General features: G+C 72.5%; 18 protein-coding genes and 1 tRNA gene. 14 read left to right on the top strand and 5 right to left on the bottom strand.

Going from position 1 to position 15,115, the window contains the following annotated elements:
• The first annotated feature begins 205 nt into the window (after positions 1 to 205).
• The gene (locus ACQE3L_RS11990) at positions 206 to 427 is read left to right on the top strand and encodes a DUF7472 family protein (protein WP_426964056.1); all 222 of its coding nucleotides are present in this window, start codon (positions 206 to 208) and stop codon (positions 425 to 427) included.
• Between the two features lie 192 nt (positions 428 to 619).
• Positions 620 to 1,414: an endonuclease/exonuclease/phosphatase family protein gene (locus ACQE3L_RS11995; protein WP_426964057.1), complete on the top strand. Its 795-nt coding sequence runs from the start codon at positions 620 to 622 to the stop codon at positions 1,412 to 1,414.
• Between the two features lie 603 nt (positions 1,415 to 2,017).
• Here the strand turns inward: ACQE3L_RS11995 and ACQE3L_RS12000 are convergent.
• Positions 2,018 to 2,770, bottom strand: a complete 753-nt coding sequence (locus tag ACQE3L_RS12000; protein WP_426964058.1) for a DUF1028 domain-containing protein — start codon at positions 2,768 to 2,770, stop codon at positions 2,018 to 2,020.
• Positions 2,771 to 2,945: 175 nt separating this feature from the next.
• Between ACQE3L_RS12000 and ACQE3L_RS12005 the strand changes: the two genes are divergently transcribed.
• Genes ACQE3L_RS12005 through ACQE3L_RS12015 form a run of 3 tightly spaced genes read left to right on the top strand, consistent with a single transcriptional unit; the run spans position 2,946 to position 3,985 of the window.
• Positions 2,946 to 3,299, top strand: a complete 354-nt coding sequence (locus ACQE3L_RS12005; RefSeq protein WP_058367576.1) for a cell division protein SepF — start codon at positions 2,946 to 2,948, stop codon at positions 3,297 to 3,299.
• A 35-nt stretch (positions 3,300 to 3,334) separates the two neighbouring features.
• Entirely contained in the window at positions 3,335 to 3,580 is a 246-nt protein-coding gene (locus ACQE3L_RS12010; RefSeq protein ID WP_426964060.1) for a DUF8001 family protein, read from the top strand.
• Between the two features lie 30 nt (positions 3,581 to 3,610).
• Complete coding sequence (locus ACQE3L_RS12015; RefSeq protein WP_426964061.1) at positions 3,611 to 3,985, top strand: helix-turn-helix domain-containing protein; 375 nt, start codon at positions 3,611 to 3,613, stop codon at positions 3,983 to 3,985.
• Between the two features lie 16 nt (positions 3,986 to 4,001).
• On the opposite strand, the gene ACQE3L_RS12020 is transcribed toward ACQE3L_RS12015, so the two are convergent.
• On the bottom strand, positions 4,002 to 5,207 hold the full coding sequence (locus ACQE3L_RS12020; protein ID WP_426964062.1) for an outer membrane protein assembly factor BamB family protein: 1,206 nt from the start codon (positions 5,205 to 5,207) through the stop codon (positions 4,002 to 4,004).
• A gap of 146 nt (positions 5,208 to 5,353) precedes the next feature.
• Here ACQE3L_RS12020 and thrC point away from each other — a divergent pair, with 146 nt between their 5' ends.
• From thrC to ACQE3L_RS12035, 3 genes are all read left to right on the top strand, one after another.
• Positions 5,354 to 6,640: a threonine synthase gene (thrC, locus tag ACQE3L_RS12025; RefSeq protein ID WP_426964063.1), complete on the top strand. Its 1,287-nt coding sequence runs from the start codon at positions 5,354 to 5,356 to the stop codon at positions 6,638 to 6,640.
• Between the two features lie 90 nt (positions 6,641 to 6,730).
• Positions 6,731 to 7,414 (top strand): M48 family metalloprotease, encoded by a 684-nt coding sequence (locus tag ACQE3L_RS12030; RefSeq protein ID WP_426964064.1) that lies wholly within the window; start codon positions 6,731 to 6,733, stop codon positions 7,412 to 7,414.
• An 80-nt stretch (positions 7,415 to 7,494) separates the two neighbouring features.
• Entirely contained in the window at positions 7,495 to 8,793 is a 1,299-nt protein-coding gene (locus ACQE3L_RS12035; protein ID WP_426964065.1) for an amidohydrolase, read from the top strand.
• Between the two features lie 84 nt (positions 8,794 to 8,877).
• Here ACQE3L_RS12035 and ACQE3L_RS12040 read toward each other — a convergent pair whose 3' ends face one another.
• The 3 genes from ACQE3L_RS12040 to ACQE3L_RS12050 all read right to left on the bottom strand — a co-directional run bounded on the left by ACQE3L_RS12040 (position 8,878) and on the right by ACQE3L_RS12050 (position 10,220).
• A complete protein-coding gene (locus ACQE3L_RS12040; protein ID WP_426964066.1) occupies positions 8,878 to 9,093 on the bottom strand; it encodes a DUF7569 family protein in 216 nt (71 codons plus the stop codon).
• Between the two features lie 67 nt (positions 9,094 to 9,160).
• Positions 9,161 to 9,838, bottom strand: coding sequence for a uracil phosphoribosyltransferase (gene upp / locus ACQE3L_RS12045; protein WP_426964067.1), 678 nt, complete (start codon positions 9,836 to 9,838; stop codon positions 9,161 to 9,163).
• A 106-nt stretch (positions 9,839 to 9,944) separates the two neighbouring features.
• Entirely contained in the window at positions 9,945 to 10,220 is a 276-nt protein-coding gene (locus tag ACQE3L_RS12050; protein WP_426964068.1) for a DUF8107 family protein, read from the bottom strand.
• A gap of 98 nt (positions 10,221 to 10,318) precedes the next feature.
• Here ACQE3L_RS12050 and ACQE3L_RS12055 point away from each other — a divergent pair, with 98 nt between their 5' ends.
• The 6 genes from ACQE3L_RS12055 (at position 10,319) to ACQE3L_RS12080 (ending at position 15,110) form a co-directional block, all read left to right on the top strand.
• Positions 10,319 to 10,642 carry a hypothetical protein gene (locus ACQE3L_RS12055; protein ID WP_426964069.1) on the top strand — a complete coding sequence of 108 codons (324 nt, stop codon included), beginning with the start codon at positions 10,319 to 10,321 and terminating at the stop codon, positions 10,640 to 10,642.
• 64 nt (positions 10,643 to 10,706) lie between these two features.
• Positions 10,707 to 10,946 carry a hypothetical protein gene (locus tag ACQE3L_RS12060; protein ID WP_426964070.1) on the top strand — a complete coding sequence of 80 codons (240 nt, stop codon included), beginning with the start codon at positions 10,707 to 10,709 and terminating at the stop codon, positions 10,944 to 10,946.
• 117 nt (positions 10,947 to 11,063) lie between these two features.
• Positions 11,064 to 11,136, top strand: a tRNA-Arg gene (locus ACQE3L_RS12065).
• Between the two features lie 147 nt (positions 11,137 to 11,283).
• The gene (locus ACQE3L_RS12070) at positions 11,284 to 13,467 is read left to right on the top strand and encodes a hypothetical protein (RefSeq protein WP_426964072.1); all 2,184 of its coding nucleotides are present in this window, start codon (positions 11,284 to 11,286) and stop codon (positions 13,465 to 13,467) included.
• Complete coding sequence (locus ACQE3L_RS12075) at positions 13,464 to 14,288, top strand: NUDIX hydrolase (RefSeq protein WP_426964073.1); 825 nt, start codon at positions 13,464 to 13,466, stop codon at positions 14,286 to 14,288. Before ACQE3L_RS12070 ends, ACQE3L_RS12075 begins: the two co-directional genes overlap by 4 nt.
• 123 nt (positions 14,289 to 14,411) lie before the next feature.
• Complete coding sequence (locus ACQE3L_RS12080; protein ID WP_426964074.1) at positions 14,412 to 15,110, top strand: DUF309 domain-containing protein; 699 nt, start codon at positions 14,412 to 14,414, stop codon at positions 15,108 to 15,110.
• Positions 15,111 to 15,115 lie beyond the last annotated feature (5 nt).

Here is a 15,115-nt window from a genome sequence, read left to right on the forward strand (position 1 = left end):
CTGGTTTGCGTCATGAGTGGGGCGAGGGTGAGACACCCTCGCTTCGTGTGGAGAGAGGGCCCGAACGCGTATAAACGTCCGGTCGGGCGGAGCGGATGAAGTGCCGAAACGGCGGGTTTCGACCCGTCTTTCGCGTGTTCTCGACAGTCGGCCGGGCGTCCGCGGTTTCGAAGTCCTTTTGAGCGGGCCGGGGGTACCCGCAGGCATGGATATCGACGCGGAACTCCGCCGGCAGGTCGCGGTCTCGCTGTTGGCGGCCGCGGTCTTCGTCGCGGGGCTGGTCGCGCTCGGCACCACGTTCGGCAACGGCTCCGAGGCGGGGCTCTCCGCGAGCGGGTCGCTCGCGCTGGTGGGACTGCTCGCCGGCTTCGTCCTCCTGATGGCGGGCGTCGGGGCGTACCTGATCCGAGTGAGCGACGAGGGGTAGTCCGACAGCCGGCCCCGTTCTGCGAGTACCCGACCGGAGAGCGTCGCGACCACCGGCCGCGCTCGCTCCGCCGCCCGGTTCGTCGTTCCGCCGCCCCGTTCGTCGCCCCGCCGCCCGGTTCGTCGTTCCGCCGCCCGGTTCATCGCTCCGCCGCCGCGCCTTTTAACGCCCCGCCGCGCGTTGCACAGGTCGATGACCGAGCTTCGGGTCTGTTCGTACAACGTGCGCTACGCGAACCCGGACGAGGGCCACGACGTGTGGGAGTTCCGCCGCGCGGGCGTGACGGACCTCGTCCGGTTCCACGCGCCCGACCTCGTCGGGTTCCAGGAACCGCTCCCGGAGCAGGTGGCGGACCTCGAGGAGGGACTCCCGGCGCACCGCCTCGTCGGTCGCGGACGGCGGGCCGACGGGGACGGCGAGGCGTGTCCCGTCGGCGCGCGGACCGACCGCTGGACGATAACCGATCGCGACACCTTCTGGCTCTCCGAGACGCCCGAGGAGCCCGGCGCCGCGTGGGGGGCGAACCATCCCCGGATCGTCACCTGGGCGCGCGTGGCGCGCGCCGGTGATGAGGGGGCCGAAGGCGGCGGCCGCGGCCCCGCGTGCTACCTGTTCAACACCCACTTCGACCACGAGAGCGCGCGGGCCCGCCGCGAGAGCGCTCGGCTGCTCCGGGAGCGCGTGGCGGCGATAGCGACCGACGCGCCCGCGGTCGTGGTCGGCGACCTCAACTGCCGGCCGGGGAGCGAGCCGCACCGGATCCTCACCGACGGCGGCCTCCGACCGGCCGCCGAGGCGGCCGACGTGACCCACGGCCCGGACACCAGCATTACCGACTTCCGGGGACCGATCCACGGCCGGCGCATCGACCACGTCCTCGTCGGCCCCGAGGTGACGGTCGAGGCCTTCGCGACGCTCGCGGATCTGGACGACCGCGGGCGCCACCCCTCCGACCACCTGCCCGTACTGGCGCGGCTTCGGATCTGACGGTGTTCCACGGAGGTTCTCGGAGGATTGAGAAGGAGTGGTGACTGGTGCGGGCGGATCGTGAAGGTCGCGTCCGGTTCGAACGTCGCATTTGGCTCTCTGAGACACCCATTCCGGTACTGTTGCAGTTCCTGCTGATCTGGACAGCAACACCCAGAAAGCCCCAGCCGGCTCTCCCTGCGACGTTTTTTCTGAGTCTGCTGTCGATCCTGCTGATCTGGACAGCAACACCCAGAAAGCCCCAGCCGGCTCGACCGGCCGCGGCACGCTCTGCGCGCTCGCGCCTCTCAGCAACGCCCGGCGCGAGTGCTTGAGGCGCCGGGGCCGGATCGAGCCGGCTGCCCCTTTCAGTCCCACCCACAGCCCCGCCCCGTACCGCAACCGCCCAGCTCCGCAACCGCACAGCTCCGCAACCGCACAGCAGCCTCACGCCTCCCCAGCCTCGCCGCAGCCGCGGTCGCGCGACCGCACCGTACCGCTGCGCGACCGCGGCTGCGGGCTCCCTCGCGCGCGTTTCTCGCGCGCGCCGACCGCACCGCCACGACCACTGACTGAACGGACGGCCGTTGCCGAACGCTCGAAATTCGTGGCTTGCGATGGCCACTACTCGGCGTCGTCGCGTTCGTCGTTCTCCTCTGGGTCTTCGGCGTCTTTGCCGTCTTCGGCATCTTCCGCTTCCCTCTCGTACTTCGCCAACGCGTCCTCCCAGCCGCGCGCGGCCGTCTCGTGGGTCTCGCGCAGGTCCGCGATGGGGGTCTCGGTCGCGTCGACGCGCAGGTCGGTGTAGTAGGGGTCCCCGCCCTCGCGGTCCTCGGTGGTCTCGACGATCAGCGCGGCCGACTGAACGGGGAGGTCCTCGCGCTTGTCCCCGCCCTCTGCGTGGCCGGCTTCGAGCGCGTCGATCAGCCGTTCGGACAGCGGCGCGTCGCCGAAGGCGTCGGACTCGTAGGCGGCCGCGGTCGCCTCGATCACCGCCTCGCCGGTCAGCAGGTTGCCCGCGACGGTGTAGTTCTCGCCGACGGTGTGGCCGAACCAGCCCTTGCACTCCTCGCCGGAGAACGCGAACGTCCCGTCGGCGTCGACGCCGTGGAGCTGACGGCTCTCCTTCCCGTCGTCGGCGTTCAGCAGGGCGGGCAGGGCGTCCTCGACCGCGAGCCCGTCGTCGAGGTACGCGAGCCCCTTCCGCCCGAGCTCGACGTTGACGAGCGACTGGGTGGCGACCGCCCCGTTCTCGGAGGCGAACGGACAGAGCGTCCCCACGCCGGGCAGTCGGGTGGTGACGGCGACGCCGAACCGGGTCTGTCTCTCGCCCTCGTCGTCGGTGTACTCCTCGCGGACGCAGATGCTGAAGGTCATGGCCGAGCCTCGCCCGCGAGCGGACAAAAATCCGGGTTTCGCGGAAGGGCGGACGGGGTCACGCGGGTCCCGGCAGGCCCGGACCGGCCCCGCGCCCGTTCCGCGTCGCTACACCCCCGCGGCCGCGAGCGCGTCTGACGTAAGACCTAATGCGGTCTCCCCGGCATTGGGGTGTATGGGCATCATGAGCAAGATCCTCGGCGGCGGGGGTAACCGGTCGGTCGACGACTACGTCGAACTCGACCTCGACGACTTCGCCGAGGCGGCCGGCGGCGCAGGGATCACGGTCCACATCGCGGAGATCGGCGACAAAAGCGACATCATCCCGATAAAGGACGCCGTCTACGACGGCGACTTCGTCATCGCGGACATCACGCGCCACTCCACCTCCGACCGCACGGTCGAGTACATCATCGACGAGCTGCGGCAGGTCGCACAGGAGGTCGACGGCGACATCGTCCAGAAGGGCGACGACCAGATCATCCTCGCGCCGACCGGCGTCTCCATCTCGCGACAGAAACTGGAGTAGCGGATACGCTTGTCCTCCCGCGCACTCCGTGGAACATGAGCAGGACGCCGCTGCGCGTCTCCGCCGGTGAACTCTCCGCGGACGAGATCATCGACCAGCTCCGCGACGGCCGGCGCGTGCTCGTCACCGTCGAGGCGTACGGGAGCGAGTCGGAGGTCGCGCTCCGCCACGACGGCGAGACGTTCTACTGCGACACGCCGACGCGACTCCACCGCCACGACGACGAGGCGGGCATGCGCGAGTGCATCGCTCACATGGGATACGCCCGGCCGGAGAACTGACTTTTAAGCGCACGGTCACGTACTACGCCCATGAGCGAACCCGAGATCGAGGACCTCGTCGGTGACTCCTCGCCGAGCTTCGAGCACGTCCTCTCGTGTGTGTTCGGCGTCCGCGACCACGAGAGCCGGACGTACGTCGTCCTGTTGAACAACCCCGGCAGCACCATCGCGGAGCTGGCCGAGGAGCTCGACCGCGACCGGTCGAACGTCAACCGCTCGCTGTCGACGCTTCTGGAGAAGGGGCTCGTCGAGCGCCAGCGCCGCCTGCTCGACTCGGGCGGCTACGTCTACCAGTACACGGCCGTCCCGCTGTCGGAGGCGAAAGAGCGGCTCCACGCCGCGCTCGACGAGTGGGTCGCCGACGTTCACGACGCCATCGACGGGTTCGAGCCGGAGGAGCTGTGACCGGCACCCGCCCCCGTCACGGCGCCGGCTCGTAGGCCACCACCGCGCCCGCGATGCCGTCGACCGCGAGCAGCCGCCCGCCGCCGACCGCCAGCCCGCCGTGGGCGGCGAGGTGGCCGCCCTCCTCGCGGATCGTCAGCAGCTCCCGGTCGGCGAACCGACCGGGGTCGCCGCGCCGGTTGACGACCACCTCCCCGCCGGCGGCCGCGACCGTGTCGCCGACGACCGCGGGCTGGGACACCTGGATCCCGGTCCCGCCGTCCGCCGTCCAGCGCCGCGAGCCGTCGCTCGCGTCGTGGGCCGTCAGGCTGCTGTCGGCGACGTAGACCGTCTCCTCCGCGGCCGCCACGCTCGTCCAGCTCCCACGGTCGATCCGCCAGCGGCGCTCGCCGTCGGGCTCGAGCGCGACCGTGCCCCCGATCCCGGTCGCCACGACGCCACCCTCGTCCGCGACCGGGCTCGCCATTGCCGCCTCCAACGGTTCCCGCCAGCGAGGCTCGCCCGAGGCCCGGTCGAGCGCGAGCAGGGTGCCGTCGTCGGGGAGGTAGACGCGGTCCCTGTCGACCGCGGGGGCGATCAGCGTCGTCATGTCGTCGCCGACGGCGTTGTACTCGTCGTAGCGGAGGGGTTCGAGCGGCCGGCGCCAGCGGACCCGCTCGGGGCCGTCCGCGTCGCCGTCGAGGTCGACCGCGAGCGCGGCGGCGTCCGTGCGCAGGTACGCGGCGCCGTCGGCGACGCTCGGCGCGAACCCCCGCGCCTCGAGTTCGACGCGCCACAGCTCGGTCCCGGTCGCGCGGTCGAGGGCGACGAGCGCGGGCGGGTCCTCGGTCCTGGTCGGCGGGTCGTGGGGGACGAGCACCGCGCCGTCGGTGAGCGCGAGACCGCCGGAGGGTAGCAGGTCGACCGGCTCCGGCCACCGCGGCGCGCCGTCGGCGGCGGCGAGCGCGAAGACGCCGTGGTCGCCGGCGGCGTAGACGGTCCCCTCCGCGATGACCGGTTGGACGTACGGCCAGCCGCCGATGCGGTGACGCCACGCGACGCCGACCGCCGCGGGAAGGGTCGCGTGGGGGGCGTGGTTGGCGTTCGCGGCGTCGCGTCCGACCTGCGGCCAGTCGCCCGAGAGGTCGGGCTCGCGGTCCTCGTCGAGGGCGGCACAGCCAGCGAGCCCGGTCGCGCCGAGGGCGGCGGCGCCGGACAGGAGGTCGCGTCTGGTGGAGGGCATCGTGCGGGCGTTCCGGCGGCGCGGATAAAGGCTTTCAGGACTCCGGGGGCGGTCGGCGCCGGGCGGCGCGGGTCGGTCCTGGTCTCGGCCGGCACCATCCGCCCCCACCGCCCGCCTTTTACGGGCCGGGCGCGGAGGGTTGGCCAATGAGTCTCGACCTCGACGCTCCGGCCTCCGAGGCCCCCGACTGCGCGGCCGACGGCGCGTGGCTCGCCTGCATCGAGTGCGGCGCGACGTTCGCCCCCTTCGACGACGTGCGCTACACGTGCGACGACTGCGACGGTCTGCTGGAGGTGCGGTACGCCGACCCGCCGACGTTCGACGACTTCGGCGCGGGCGCACCCAGCGAGGGCCCCGAGCGCGGCGTCTGGCGCTACCGCGCGGCGCTCCCGTTCGACCTCGGCGTCACGCTCCCCGAGGGAGACACGCCGCTCCACGAGGTCCCCCGCCTCGAGGCGGACGTGGGCGTCGACGCGCTCCGGATCAAACACGAGGGGATGAACCCCACCGGCTCGTTCAAGGACCGCGGGATGACCGTCGGCGTCCGCGTCGCGGAGGAGCTCGGCGTCGGCGCGCTCGCGTGCGCCTCGACCGGCAACACCTCCGCGGCGCTCGCCGCCTACGGCGGCCGCGCGGGCCTCGAGACGCTCGTCCTGCTCCCGGAGGGGAAGGTCGCGGCCGGCAAGATCGCACAGGCGAGCCTCCACGGCGCCCGCATCCTGGAGGTGGCCGGCAACTTCGACAGCTGTCTCGACATCGTGCAGGATCTCGCCGCGCGCGGCGAGGCGTATCTGCTCAACTCGCTGAACCCCTTCCGGCTGGAGGGACAGAAGACCATCGGCTTCGAGATCCTGGAGGCGTTCCACGCCGACTACGGCGCCTACCCGGACCGGATCGTGCTCCCGGTCGGCAACGCCGGCAACACGTCGGCCATTTATAAAGCGTTCCGCGAGCTGGTGCAGGCCGGCGCGCTCGACCCCGCCGAGGTCCCGAAGATCACCGGCGTGCAGGCCGAGGGCGCCGCGCCGATGGTCGAGGCGGTCGAGAACGGGGCCGACGAGGTCCGGCGCTGGGAGGACGTCGAGACGCGCGCGACCGCGATCCGCATCGGCAACCCCGTCAACGCGCCGAAGGCGCTCCCGGGGATCAGGAACACCGGCGGCACCGCGGTCGCCGTCTCGGACGACGAGATAACTACGGCCCAGCGCGACCTCGCCCACGAGGGCGTCGGCGTCGAGCCGGCCTCCGCCGCCAGCGTCGCCGGGCTCAGAAAGCTCCGCCGCGAGGGCGTCGTGGACGACGACGAGCAGGTGGTCTGTCTCACCACGGGTCACCTGCTGAAGGACCCCGACGCGGCCTACGCCGCCGGCGGCGACCCCGAGCCGGTCCCGAACGACACCGACGCGGTGCTCGCGCACCTGAACGACGCCTGACGCGTCGTCGCCCGACGCGTCGACGTCTGACGCGGTGCCGACTCGCCCCGGACCGCACCCTTTTCCCGCCGGGCGCCCGCACGACGGGCCATGAGTACGGTCGCGCTCGCGCTCGTCGCCGTCGTTCCCGTCGTCGCGTTCCTCGCGGCGACGGTCGGCCCGCTGTACGCCGCCGACCGGTTCCGCGAGACGCGGCCGCCGACCGACGCCGAGCGCCGGCGCCTCGACGCGCTCCGGGAGACGGCGTGCCTCGACGTGGGGCGCGTCGCGGTGTTCTCGCCGGCCGGCGGTGAGGATCCGGCCGACGCCGAGGAAGGCGGCGACCCCGCACCGGCCGAGATCTCCGTTCGCGGCCCGCCCGGCCGGCGCGTCCTGTTTCTGACGCCGGGCGTGTTCGACCTGGACGACGAGACGGCGACCGCCCTGCTGGCCGCGGAGGCGGGACGGCTGGCAACCCACTACAACGAGTTCCGGGCGGTCGCGACTGCCGCGGTGCTGACGCTGCTGGCGGCGGTGGTGACGACGCTCGTCCCCTTCGAGGCCGGCTTCACCGCGCTGGCCGCGGTCGGCTTCGTCGCCTTCTGGGCCGGCCGCCGGGTCCAGTACGCGGCGGACGCGCGGGCGGCCGACCGCGTGGGTGCGGAGACGCTCGCGGACGCCTTCGAGCGCGCGGCCGCGCTCCGCGGGGTCGAACCCGAGACCGGAACGTGGCGGACGTGGTTCGAGGTGCAGCCGCCGCTGGGGGACCGGATCGCGCGCCTGCGCGAGCGGTAGGCGTCGTCGCGCGGCGTCGGTCATCGCCGCCCCCGTCGCGGAGCGACGGAGTTAGGGGCCGGGACGGCGGAGTCGCCGGCATGGAGACGCTCGTCATCGCGGGCGGCCGGGTCCTCCGCCCGGACGGCCGCGTCACCGAGGACGACGTACTGGTCGACGCCGACGCGGGCACGATAGAGGCGGTCGGGCCGGACCTGGAGGGCGACCGTCGGCTTGACGCCGAGGGCGGCGTGGTGATGCCGGGACTCGTCAACGCCCACACCCACGTCGCGATGACCCTGCTGCGCGGCTACGCCGACGACAAGGCGCTCGACGCGTGGCTGCGGGAGGACATCTGGCCGGCCGAGGCCGAGCTGACTCCCGCGGACGTGGAGATCGGCGCGGAGCTCGGGCTGCTCGAGATGATCCGCTCGGGGACGACCGCCTTCGCGGACATGTACTTCGAGATGGACCGCGTGGCCGCGGCCGTCGAGCGCGCGGGCCTCCGGGCCAGGCTCGGCCACGGCGTCGTCACGGTCGGGAAGGAGGACGCGGCCGCGACCGCGGACGTGGAGGAGTCCATCGCGGTGGCGACGGAGCTCGACGGCGCCGCCGACGGCCGGATCCGGACGATGTTCGCGCCCCACTCGCTGACCACGGTGGGGGAAGCGTACCTGCGCGAGGGGCTGGAACTCGCGGCCGCCCACGACCTGCCGGTCCACCTCCACGCCAACGAGACGACCGACGAGGTCGACCCCATCGTCGAGGAGCGCGGCGAGCGCCCGGTCGAGTACGCCGAGGACGCCGGCGCGCTCGGTCCCGAGAACTTCTTCGCGCACGGTGTTCACGTCGACGAGACGGAGATCGCGCGGCTCGCCGCGACCGACACCGCGGTCGTTCACTGCCCGGCGTCGAACATGAAACTCGCCAGCGGGCTGGCGCCGGTCCAGCGGCTCCGCGACGCGGGCGTGACGGTCGGGCTCGGGACGGACGGCGCCGCCTCGAACAACGACCTCGACCTGTTCGACGAGATGCGCGACGCGGCGATGGTCGGCAAGGTCGCCGCGGACGACGCGGCCGCGGTCCCCGCGGAGGCGGTCGTGGAGATGGCGACCGCGGGCGGGGCCGCCGCCACCGGCCTCCCCGGCGGACGGGTCGAGGCCGGCGCGGCCGCGGACCTGATCGTCGTCGACTTCGACGCGCCGCACCTCACGCCGACCCACGACGTCGTCTCGCACCTCGCGTACGCCGCCCGCGGCGGGGACGTGCGCCACACGGTCTGCGACGGGACGGTACTGATGGAGGACCGCGAGGTGCTGACGCTGGACGCGGAGGCGGTACAGGACCGGGCCGCCGAACACGCCGCCGACCTCGTCGCGCGGGTCGACGCCGCGGAGTAGGCACGCGGGCCGACGCCGCGGAGTAGGCGTGCGCCGACGCCGCGGTTTCGGGCTCGACGCCCGTCCGCGGCGTCGGTCGCCGCCTCAGTCGACGATGATGTCGTCGCCGTCGACGGTCGGCTCCGGGTCGGACTGCATGTGCTCCTGATAGCGGTCGATCCAGCCGGCGAAGCAGTCGGGGCAGAGCCGCTGCGTGTCGATGTTGGCCCGGTCGACGCTGAGCCGCACCGTGCGTGCGAGCGCGTCCGGGGTCGCGTCGCCGCAGGCGTCGCAGGGGTCGTCCGGCGGGGCGTCGCTCATACCTCGTCGTCGGAGGGAACTGCCATAGTCGTTACGCGCCCGATACGCCGCGTTCGAGCGCTCGGCGCTACGTCGTCCGGAACGCGCGGTCGCCGGCGTCGCCGAGGCCCGGGATGATGAACCCGTCCTCGTTGAGGTGGTCGTCGATGGCGACGGTCAGCAGGTCGGCGTCCGGGAACCCCTCGCTCACGCGGACCAGTCCGTCCGGCGCGGAGACCGCCGAGAGCACGAACAGGTTCTCGTAGGCGTCCGCCTCCGCGAGGATGTGGTCGAGGACGGCACACATCGTCGACCCGGTCGCGAGCATCGGGTCGGCGACGATGATCGTGTCGTCGGAGCTGATCTCGGGGAGCTTCACGTAGTCGATGGTGATGGGGAACTCGCCCGCCTCGTTCATCCCGGCCTCCTCGTCGCGGCCCGCGGAGATGACGCCCTGCTTGGCCCGCGGGAACGCCTTCAACAGCCCCTCGACGAACGGCGTCGCCGCGCGGAGGACGTTGATGATCACCACGTCGTCGAGTCCCTTCACGCGCTCGCCGGTGGTCTCCTCGAGCGGCGTCTCGACGGGGACGTACTCCGTCTCCATCGCGCCGTCGATGATCTCGTAGCCGCAGATCCGACCGAGCTTCACCAGCCCCTTCCGGAACGCGACCTGCTCCGTCTCCACGTCGCGGAGCCGCGAGAGCGTGTCCTTCGCCAGCGCGTGCGTGATGAGGTGCGCGTCGTCTCGGTCCTCGATGGTCATTACCCGTGAGCGGGGTCGGCTGACCCTTAAAACACCTGTATCGCCCGTGTGGCTCGTCAGCGCGGGACACCCTGGCGTTCCTCGCGCTATCGACGTGCTCCGGCCCCTACTGCAACACGAGCACGTACGTCAGCGCGAACAACACGATCGCCGCGGTCGCGACGTTGACAGCGGTGTACGCCACGAGTCCGAGCAGTCCCAGGCCCCAGACGGCGATCCACGCGAACGTCGCCGACAGCACCGCGTTCATCCCCAGGAGAACGAGCGGGTCGCCCGACGAGGACTCGACCGCGTCCTCGAACCCCGCCGGGTCCTCCCGGTCCCCACTCCCGGCGCCTTCCCCCGCCGCGTCCTCGCGGTCGCCCCCGTCCGATTCGCTCATGCCACAGTCCGGGAGGAGCGACCACTTAATCGTTCGCCGCGCCGAGGCGTGCTGGTGATCCACACACTCATTGCGTCGCGGCCCGAACCCCATCCGTCATGCGCCGTCCCGCGCTCCGCAACGCGGAGGGAACGCCGGTCGACCCGGTGCCCGTGCTGGTGGTGGTCGCACTCGCGTTCATGGTCGCGGTCTCCATCGGCCCGATATACGGGCAGGCGTACGGGCTCTCGCTGGCGGCGTCGCTCGCCGTCTCCGGGGGCGCGTTCCTGCTGACCGCGGTCGGGGCGTACCGCTGGCTGGTCCGGGACGCGCGCCCCGCGGTGGCCGGCGAGGTCGACCCCGCCGACCGCTTCGCCACGCTGGTGTACCTCGCGCTGGTGCTGCTGGCGCTCTTCGTCGGACTGACGCTCCCCCTGTTGTGACTGCCGTGCGACTCGTTCGCACGAACGGGATGGTGTTTAGGCTCGCGCCGCCGAAGCGTTCGGTATGGGAATCGTCGACACGATCACCGAGACGCTGAAGTCGTCCCGGCCGCGCGCGCCCGAGGAGGGGGGCGACGACGGCTCCAGCGGCGCGTACTGGTGTGACGACTGCGGCGTCCGCGTCCGAGACGTCGAGGTGGAGCTCGAGGGGTTGGCCCTCGCCGACGACGGCACGCCGCTGTGTCCCGAGTGCGGCGAGTCGCTCCGGTTCGAGCGCGCGTCCGGCACCGGCTGCGCCTGCTGACGCGCCGACCGCGCCCGTCTACGGGGACGCGACGGCCGACCGCGTGCAGTGCGGGCGTGGCCCATCCCGCCGCCGTACCGTAACCGTCTTAAGTATAACCGCGGTACGTGTAGGTGAGTCCTGATAGGGTAGTGGACTATCCTCTTGGCTTGCGGAGCCAGGGACCGGAGTTCAAATCTCCGTCAGGACGTTTCCGCTTTCTCGGAGGACCAATCCCGGCGAGCGACCGCGCTGTCTGCCGCAGCCGTCTCGGCCTCTCGCCGGACCGCTCCCGTCTCTCGCTTGAGACCCCGCCGACTCCCTCATCTACTTGTATCGTCGTGGTGTGTCCCCGCACGTGTCTCGCACGGGAACCGACGGAGGCGACGACGAACCGGCAGCGCCCGGCGAGCGCGACGCCGACTCCGGGGCGGGCGACGAGCGCGTGGTCCTCGCGAACGGGCTGGCGCTGGACAAACGCGACGAGTTCGCGGCCCGCAAACACGCCGCCTCCGACTCGGACCTCCGGCGGATCGCGCTTCTCGGCCCCGCCTTCTGGACGGCGACCTCGCTGGCGAGCCTCCTCGCCGTCGTCGTCGGGATCGTCTTCCTCGTCAGCGACGCCGCCACGGGCGCGGACGTCGCGTTGGTCCTCCGCGCGGCGCTCGGCGGTGACCTCGTCGGACTGCTGTCGACGTATCCCATCGCCGTCGTCGCGGGAGCCCTCATCGTCGCTCACCTCTGGCACTACCTCGTGTCCCCGGTTCGCGGGGCAGTCGCCGAGCTCGGGTCACGCGTCCGGCGCGCGCTCGACCACCTGCGGCAGTTGCTGCTCATCGCACGCTGGGACACGCTGAAGGTCGGCAACTACTGGTTCCCGTTCACCACGCACCTCTCCGACCGCGACCCCCTGCTGGTGCTGGGTCGCGACGACGTCGCCGTTACGGGGACGTACGGCGACCGGCCGCACTACCGCAACGTCTTCGTCGACGCGATATACGTCCGCTTCCGCGGCGGTCCGCGCCGACTCGACCTCGAGCACGCGCTGTTCGACGACCGAGTCCGTCGGTTCCGGGCGATGCTGTTGGTCGGTCTCGCGATCCCCGTGGCCGTCGAGTCGATCGCGGCCGTGCTCGGTCGAACGGCCCCCCCGACGACGACCGCCGGAGTCGCCGGCGTGCTCGCCCTCGCAGCGGCGGTCGCCCCGTGGCGCGTGCCGTGGCGCGAAGCGGCTCCCGCCGCCGCCGTCGTCGGGGCGCTGTGGCTGGCCTCGAACGCGGGCCCGCTCCCGGAATTTCCGGTCCTGTGTGCGGCGGCATTCCTCGCGGTGCTCGCGCCGCTCGCGGCGACGCGAACGCTCGGGTTCCGGTCGCGCTTCTACGGGGAGTCCGCCGCGTTCTCCCGGTCCGACGTGGTGTTGAACGAGCCCGACACCGGGGAGGGACGCACGCGGCTCGGTAACTCGCTTCTCGGATACGGCGTCTTCTACGTGAGCGAGTACTTCCGCGAACTGCTGGGCTCCGACCGTCGGACGCGGGTGACGGCGGGAGCGGAACTGGCCGACGCGCTCGCGGCCGATCCCGACGACCACGCGGCGGTCGCCGCGGCGGCCGGGCTGGAGACGGCGTGGGCCGGCGGCTCGCTCAGCGGGGAGGAGACCGTGGACGTGGAGGTGGTCGGCGTGGACACCCTCGTCACGACGACGGATCCCCATCGGGGACCAGTCGGACGGGTGGTGGCGGCACTGCGTCGCCTCGCCGGCGAAGGTGACGACGACGTGACGACGGACCTGGACCGAACCGGGACCAGCCGCGGGATCCGGCTCCCGGTCAAGGCGTTCGCGAGCGTCGCTCACTCTCCCGGCCGGCTCGACGGGTCCCTCCCCGAGACGCCGATCTTCGCCGGCGTCGAGTGGCCGGAGGAGCGGGTTCACCACCTGTTCCTCGGCGGAGCCGAACACAACGTGGGGCTCCGAAAGCTCGTCCTCGCGCTGAAGGCGGCGGGCTACGAAAACGTCGACCTCGCCGAGAACGCCTTCGTGGACCCCGACGGGATCCAGTTCCCCGCGGAGTATTTCGTCTCCGCTGTGGTCGATAAGGACCTCCTGAGTCGGGACGACCCCGCATTCCTGCTGTTTCGGCATCCGTTCGACGGCGGGAGCCGGGAAACGGACGACGAAAACGCGAACGGGGGCCAGCACGCCCACGCCGTGGTCGGCCTCTCGGCGCTCGGATCGAAGGCCGGCTTCCTGTTCTGGAACGATCAGCGGCGACGGGGCTTCCCGGACCTCGACCCGGACGTCCTCTATCGGGTGACCTACGACGACGAGGACATCGACGACCTCGGCGACCCCTTCTTCGACGAGCGCGCGGCGGAACGGCTCCGGATCGAGGTCGGAGACGCCGAAATCGTCGAAGCCCCGACCGAGACCCGCCTGGGGCGTGCGGACCTCTCGATCGCGTTTCACGAGGACGCCGCGGGCGAGTCGGAAGCCGAGAGCGCGGAGACGGGGGACGCGAGGCGGGGCGGTGAGGGGTCGTGACCGCGGAGGAGCGCGGCGGGATGGGCGATCTGCTTCCCGAGGGCCACTCGGACGCCGTCTTTCTCAAGGGGCGGACGGCGGTCCACGACCGGACGCGGAACCGCTGGCTCGTCGCCGTCGACCCCCTCGACCCCGTAGTTGCGTTTCGTGACGTGCCGGGCGCGTACACCACCGTCAGGGAGATCGCGGCGCGCGAGTCCAGAACAACCGCGGACGGCGAGACGGTCCGCATCGAGGGGCCGTTCCTGATCGGCGCCGGCGTCGCGCTGCTGGCGGGCGACGACCTGATCTGCCTCCGGCGGTCAGGGGGGGCGAGCTTCGACCCGGGGGCGTGGACGACGCCCGCCGGTCGCCTCGACCACGCGCCCCTGGAGACCGCCTACCGCGAACTGTACGAGGAACTGCTCGTCACGGTGGGGGGCGATCCGGCCTTCGTCGCTCCGGACCCGGGTGCGGGTCCGGAGGCGGCGCTTCGAGACGTGTACGCCGGAACGGTCGCGAACGCGGACCTCGACCCCGACCCGACCGCCTGGGATCGGCTGCCGACGACCGTCCCGGACGCCTACGAGCAGCACCTGGCCGCCGTCGAGACGGTTGCGGGCGACCACGTCGAGCGAGCGTCCCTGCTCGCGACGTTCGTCGAGGACGCCAACACGCTGGAGCTACGCGCGGTCGCCCGCGTCCGGGACCGGCCGGGGCTGGCGTTCGCGGACGGGGAGGGAAGCCGGCCGGTCCGCCGGTTTTCGCCGACAGCGCTGCGCGCCGCGAGTGCGGACGACCTCGTTCCGTTTCTGCAGTACCTCCGCGAGACGGTGTACTGACCGACGCGGTTCCGCTCGTCCCCCGCCGACAGCCCTTCCAGAACGATACCCGTCTGCGGGGCGGATCGCCGGTCGACGTCCCTCGCCGAACCGTTTAACGGCGCGCGACTCCGACCGTTCGACGTGACGCGAGACGAAGACGCAACGAGCGGGGGCGTCGAGTCCGGGCGTGAGCCGGAGCCAGAGCCGGACCGCGAGCCGGTCTCTGTCGAGACCGCGCTCGACGCCGGGCGCGTGCTCCTCACTCAGGGCCACCTCCGTCCGGCGCGCGAGTCGTTCGAGCGCGCGTGGCGTCCGCTGCCGGCGGGGAGCGACGACGAGCGCCTGCTCCGCGGACTGATCGGCCTCGTCGACGCCGTCCGCGGTGCGCGGCGGGGCGATGCCGACAGCGTTCGGGCGGCGGCCGCCACCGCGCGGGAGTCGCTCGCGTCGGTACCGGCCGGTCACCGCGGGATCGCGGTCGGGGACCTCGGAGAGTACCTCGCGACGCTCTCGGCCACCGCGACGGACCCGACGACCGTCGAACGGGAGCCCCCCGACCTCGCGCCCGACGCGCCCGACCCCCTCGCCGAGCCGACCCTGGACGCGGTGCTGCTCGCGGTCGAGCCGCTCGCGGACGTCCTCGACGGCGTCGACCCCTCGGTCGTCGCGGACGCCGCGCGCTACGCTCGCGAGGAGCGCGGGACGGGCCGGACGCGCTACGCGGAGCTGCTGACCGCGTTCCTCGCCGACCCCGACCAGCGCGCGCCCGTGTACGCCCGGCTCCGGGACCGGGTCGAGCGCGAGCGCGCGAAGGAGGACGACGTGGCGGGACTGTTCTGAGACCG

This window comes from Haloparvum alkalitolerans (assembly GCF_050122995.1).
Lineage (GTDB): Archaea > Halobacteriota > Halobacteria > Halobacteriales > Haloferacaceae > Haloparvum > Haloparvum alkalitolerans.

Coding starts and splice junctions, on each gene's coding strand:
- ACQE3L_RS11990 (WP_426964056.1), top strand. CDS start 206: ATGGATATCGACGCGGAACTCCGCCGGCAGGTCGCGGTCTCGCTGTTG.
- ACQE3L_RS11995 (WP_426964057.1), top strand. CDS start 620: ATGACCGAGCTTCGGGTCTGTTCGTACAACGTGCGCTACGCGAACCCG.
- ACQE3L_RS12000 (WP_426964058.1), bottom strand. CDS start 2,770: ATGACCTTCAGCATCTGCGTCCGCGAGGAGTACACCGACGACGAGGGC.
- ACQE3L_RS12005 (WP_058367576.1), top strand. CDS start 2,946: ATGGGCATCATGAGCAAGATCCTCGGCGGCGGGGGTAACCGGTCGGTC.
- ACQE3L_RS12010 (WP_426964060.1), top strand. CDS start 3,335: ATGAGCAGGACGCCGCTGCGCGTCTCCGCCGGTGAACTCTCCGCGGAC.
- ACQE3L_RS12015 (WP_426964061.1), top strand. CDS start 3,611: ATGAGCGAACCCGAGATCGAGGACCTCGTCGGTGACTCCTCGCCGAGC.
- ACQE3L_RS12020 (WP_426964062.1), bottom strand. CDS start 5,207: ATGCCCTCCACCAGACGCGACCTCCTGTCCGGCGCCGCCGCCCTCGGC.
- thrC (WP_426964063.1), top strand. CDS start 5,354: ATGAGTCTCGACCTCGACGCTCCGGCCTCCGAGGCCCCCGACTGCGCG.
- ACQE3L_RS12030 (WP_426964064.1), top strand. CDS start 6,731: ATGAGTACGGTCGCGCTCGCGCTCGTCGCCGTCGTTCCCGTCGTCGCG.
- ACQE3L_RS12035 (WP_426964065.1), top strand. CDS start 7,495: ATGGAGACGCTCGTCATCGCGGGCGGCCGGGTCCTCCGCCCGGACGGC.
- ACQE3L_RS12040 (WP_426964066.1), bottom strand. CDS start 9,093: ATGAGCGACGCCCCGCCGGACGACCCCTGCGACGCCTGCGGCGACGCG.
- upp (WP_426964067.1), bottom strand. CDS start 9,838: ATGACCATCGAGGACCGAGACGACGCGCACCTCATCACGCACGCGCTG.
- ACQE3L_RS12050 (WP_426964068.1), bottom strand. CDS start 10,220: ATGAGCGAATCGGACGGGGGCGACCGCGAGGACGCGGCGGGGGAAGGC.
- ACQE3L_RS12055 (WP_426964069.1), top strand. CDS start 10,319: ATGCGCCGTCCCGCGCTCCGCAACGCGGAGGGAACGCCGGTCGACCCG.
- ACQE3L_RS12060 (WP_426964070.1), top strand. CDS start 10,707: ATGGGAATCGTCGACACGATCACCGAGACGCTGAAGTCGTCCCGGCCG.